The organism is Agaribacillus sp. DX54, from assembly GCF_056858335.1.
On sequence record NZ_JBXEQE010000113.1, the window covers coordinates 1 to 678 of the forward strand.

At 43.2% G+C, this 678-nt stretch carries 1 protein-coding gene; it reads right to left on the reverse strand.

Annotated elements, in window-relative coordinates; genetic code table 11:
• Nucleotides 1–678 (reverse strand): condensation domain-containing protein (locus AC04NP_RS30575; protein ID WP_482863929.1); only part of this gene is annotated, 678 nt, incomplete at both ends.

Here is a 678-nt window from a genome sequence, read left to right on the forward strand (position 1 = left end):
GAAAAGGTCTACAATGGTCTTATTCTTGGGATAACTAACGTCCGTATCATTGAACACTTCTAATAATTGATGCCTTTCTTTATTGGATATAATGGACAACTCATCAACCGTTATTTTAGATTCTTCTTCAATATGGTCCAGCAATACCCTTAATGCTTCTTCCATATAGGATACGACAGCCGAAGGATCGATACCCCGATCGGATAGCTTAGCCGTTAACCCAAAATCATCCCCACAATCATCCACATCAAAAGTAAAAGGATAATTCGTCCGTTCTTTTCCCGCCAACAGTTCAGCACCTAAATCAAAGGGTTTACTTGATTTATCTGACTTATCTGATGATGAACTTCGTTTTGAATGACGGTAATTTAACAGTGCAGTGAACAGAGGGACATCATTGGGGATACCACTCCAATCATGAACATTGGACAAAGGGGTCTGTTCATGGGACAGGAGTTCTTGCAGACGCTCATTGGTATGGCTAATGTATGCCGGTATATCACCCTTAAGGTCTAACAATACGGGAAGGGTATTAATAAATAAGCCCAACGAGGATGCGGAGCCTTTAGCCCCCTGTAACCTTCCTAAAAACAAGGAACCAAAGAGGGCATGGTCCGTCCCACTGCACCTTCCCACTACCAGGCCAAAGGCCGCATGGAACAATACGGCAGGGCTTAT